The following is a 3,601-nucleotide window of genomic DNA, read 5'->3' as shown; positions in this document are numbered from 1 at the left end:
GTCGGGTTCTGGTCGAGCGGGGCGGGGGGAGGCGTCATCGCGGGCCCTTCCTCTCAGAAACGGGTTTCTCGCGATCACCCTACCCACGCGGCACCGCCACCGGCAGCGGGACCCTCGGAACTGGGACCAAAGACCCGGATCAGACCCGGTTCTGGCGCGGCGATCGACATCCGGCCGCGGATCGGGCGACTCGGGCTGGACAGCGCGTTCACCCGTTCGGGTAACGTCCGGAACCGGTTCCCGAGAACCGATGCAGCCAGACCACGAGGAAGTGTGTCCATGACAGCACTCAACGAGCTCCGCACGATGCGCAGCAAGCGCGGCGGCCCGAAGATCGCGGCCGTCTCGAACCTCCGCAAGTCCGATCAGCGTGCGGCGCTGGCGTTCCTGGCCCCCTGGTTCCTGGGGCTGTTCGGGATCACGCTGATCCCCCTGGTGGCGTCGCTGGTCCTGGCGACGACCGACTACGACCTGCTGACGTCGCCGACGTTCATCGGGCTCGACAACTTCACGGCGATGCTGACCGACACCCGCCTGCACGAGTCGCTCCGGGTGACGTTCCTGTACGTCGTCACGGGCGTCCCGCTGCAGCTGGTCGTGGCACTGGGGCTGGCCGTGCTCCTCAACCGCGGCCTGCGCGGGATGACGTTCTACCGCTCGGTCTTCTACCTGCCGTCGCTGCTCGGCAGCTCGGTGGCCATCGCGATCCTGTGGCGCCAGGTGTTCGGCGAGGACGGCTTGTTCAACGCCTTCCTCGGCCTGTTCGGCATCCAGGGCATGGGCTGGGTGTCGCACCCCGACACCGCGCTGTGGACCCTCGTCCTGCTGCACGTCTGGACGTTCGGCTCCCCGATGATCATCTTCCTCGCCGGCCTGCGGCAGATCCCGGAGATGTACTACGAGGCCGCCTCGCTCGACGGTGCCTCCCGCTGGCGGCAGTTCCGCTCGGTGACGCTCCCGCTGCTCAGCCCGATCATCTTCTTCAACCTGGTGATGCAGGTGATCATCGCGTTCCAGTCGTTCACGCAGGCCTTCGTGGTGTCCAACGGGACGGGCGGGCCGTCGGACTCGACGCTCTTCTACACCCTCTACCTGTACCAGGAGGGGTTCACGAACCTGCGCATGGGGTATGCGGCCGCCATGGCCTGGGTCCTGGTCCTCATCGTGCTCGTGCTGACCGCCATCAACTTCTGGGCCTCGAAGTTCTGGGTCTTCTACGAGGACTGAGAGGAGTCCAGCGCCATGACCACCACCACCTCCCCCGACCTGCCCACGCGCATCCGCAACCTCGCCGACGACAGCCCCGTCCGGCCGGGTCGCGAGCGGTGGCGCTCGGTCCTGCGCACCACGCTGCGCCACGCCACCATGATCGTCGCCGCGGTGATCATGATCTACCCGCTGATCTGGCTGGTCGGGAGCTCCTTCAAGCCGACCGAGCTCATCTTCCGCGACCTGTCGGTGCTGCCGACGCAGTGGGACTTCTCGAACTACGCCAGCGGCTGGGAGGCGCTGTCCCAGCCGTTCGGCCGGTACATGCTCAACTCCGCCGTCATCGTCGCGGGCTGCCTCCTGGGCAACCTGGTGACCTGCTCGATGGCCGGCTACGCCTTCGCCCGGCTGCGGTTCCGGGGCCGGAACATGTGGTTCGCGATGATGCTCATCAGCATCATGCTGCCGATCCACGTGATCATCGTGCCGCGCTACATCATGTTCCAGCAGATGGACTGGATCAACACGTTCTGGCCGTTGATCGTCCCGAAGCTGCTGGCCACCGACGCGTTCTTCATCTTCCTGATGGTGCAGTTCTTCCGCGGCATCCCGAACGAGCTCGAGGAGGCCGCGCGGATCGACGGCTGCGGCCACCCGCGCATCTTCTTCTCGGTGATGCTGCCGAATGCCGTCCCCGCCCTGGCGACCACGGCGATCTTCACCTTCATCTGGACGTGGAACGACTTCTTCAGCCAGCTCATCTTCCTGACCCGGGACGAGATGCGGACGGCGCCGCTCGCGCTGCGCCTGTTCCTCGACCCGGCGACGGGCAGCAACTGGGGACCGATGTTCGCGATGTCCATCGTGACGCTCATCCCCATCTTCCTGGTCTTCCTCTTCGGCCAGCGGTACCTGGTCCAGGGCATCGCGACGACGGGGATGAAGTGATCGGCCGCACCGCAGAGCACGACTCGACGACGAGAGGGACGCTGATGCAGGGACGACGAGGGACGACGCGCGCACGTCGGCTGGGCGCGGCCGTCGCCGCCACGGCGACGGCCGTGACGCTCGCCGCGTGCGGGAGCTCGGGCAGCCCGGGCGACGGAGGCAGCACGAGCGGGTCCGACGACCCGGACCAGGTGACGATCACGTTCGCCTGGTGGGGCTCGGACACGCGCCAGCAGATCACCGAGAAGGTCATCGCGGCCTTCGAGGCCGAGTACCCGCACATCACGGTGCAGCCCGACTTCACCAGCTGGGACAACTACTTCGAGCGGCTCAACGTGGCGGCGGCCGGCGGCAGCCTGCCGGACGTCATCACGCAGCAGGAGCGGTTCCTGGCCGAGTACGCCAGCCGCGGCCTGCTCGCGGACCTCCGGGACCTGGGGATCGCGACGGACGACATCGACCCGTCGGTCGTCGAGTCCGGGGAGGTCGACGGCACGTTCGTCGGCATCGCGACGGGCGTGAGCAGCCACGCGCTGGTCACGGACCCGGCGATCTTCGCCGAGGCGGGCGTCGAGCTCCCCGACGACACCACCTGGACCTGGGACGACTACCAGGCGGTCGCGAACGCGATCACCGAGGGCTCCGGGGGCGAGCACGTGGGCGTGCAGAACTACAGCTTCCTCGAGCCCGTGCTCAAGATCCAGGCGCGGCAGAACGGCGAGGAGGTGTTCACCGAGGACGGCGAGCTGGGCGTGTCGGTCGAGACCGTGGAGGCGTGGTTCCAGCGCTCGGTCGACCTGATGGAGGCGGGCGGCGAGCCGTCCGCCTCGGTCTCCACCGAGATCAACGCCGCCGGCGTCGAGGGCTCGCTGCCCGCCACCGGCCAGGGCGCGATGGCGTGGTTCTGGTCCAACCAGCTCGACGCGATCCAGAACGCCGCCGGCCGCGACCTGCAGCTGCTCCGCCCGCCGGGCGAGGCGGACGGCGTCCGCACGGGCGCCTACCTCTACCCGACGATGTACTACTCCGTCGCCGAGTCCTCCCCGCACCCGGAGGAGGCCGCCCTGCTCGTGGACTTCCTGATCAACTCCACGACCGCGGGGGAGCTGATCCTCATGGACCGCGGGCTGCCCTCGAACACCTCGGTGCGCGAGGCGATCCTGCCGCTGCTGTCGGACGCCGACCGGGTCGGCGCGGACTTCGTGGCCGACCTCGCGCCGACCATCGTCGACGGGACGCCGGTCCCGCCGGTGGGCGCCGGCGAGACCTCGCAGATCACGGCCAGGGTCAACTCCGACGTGCTGTTCGGCCGGATCACGCCGCGCGAGGCCGCGGAGCGCTGGCTGGACGAGGTCGGCACGGCGATCTCCTGACGCCCGGGCCGGGGCTCGCGCCGCGAGCCCCGGCCCCGACCCGACCGGCCCCGACCCGACCGGCCCCGACC

3 protein-coding genes are annotated in these 3,601 nt (G+C 69.1%); all 3 read left to right on the top strand.

Going from position 1 to position 3,601, the window contains the following annotated elements; all coding sequences use genetic code 11:
• Positions 1-279 precede the first annotated feature (279 nt).
• The 3 genes from MHY85_RS20565 to MHY85_RS20555 are packed head-to-tail and all read left to right on the top strand — an operon-like array spanning position 280 to position 3,530.
• Positions 280-1,227 (top strand): carbohydrate ABC transporter permease, encoded by a 948-nt coding sequence (locus MHY85_RS20565; protein WP_147795795.1) that lies wholly within the window; start codon positions 280-282, stop codon positions 1,225-1,227.
• A 15-nt stretch (positions 1,228-1,242) separates the two neighbouring features.
• Entirely contained in the window at positions 1,243-2,157 is a 915-nt protein-coding gene (locus tag MHY85_RS20560) for a carbohydrate ABC transporter permease (RefSeq protein ID WP_239200231.1), read from the top strand.
• 44 nt (positions 2,158-2,201) lie between these two features.
• Positions 2,202-3,530, top strand: coding sequence for an ABC transporter substrate-binding protein (locus MHY85_RS20555; protein ID WP_239200228.1), 1,329 nt, complete (start codon positions 2,202-2,204; stop codon positions 3,528-3,530).
• Positions 3,531-3,601: the final 71 nt, after the last annotated feature.

Origin of the sequence: Cellulomonas sp. ACRRI, assembly GCF_022346185.1 — a bacterium.
Lineage (GTDB): Bacteria > Actinomycetota > Actinomycetes > Actinomycetales > Cellulomonadaceae > Cellulomonas.
The sequence above is the reverse complement of the archived record's forward strand: the minus strand, read 5'-3'. Positions and strand labels throughout refer to the sequence as shown.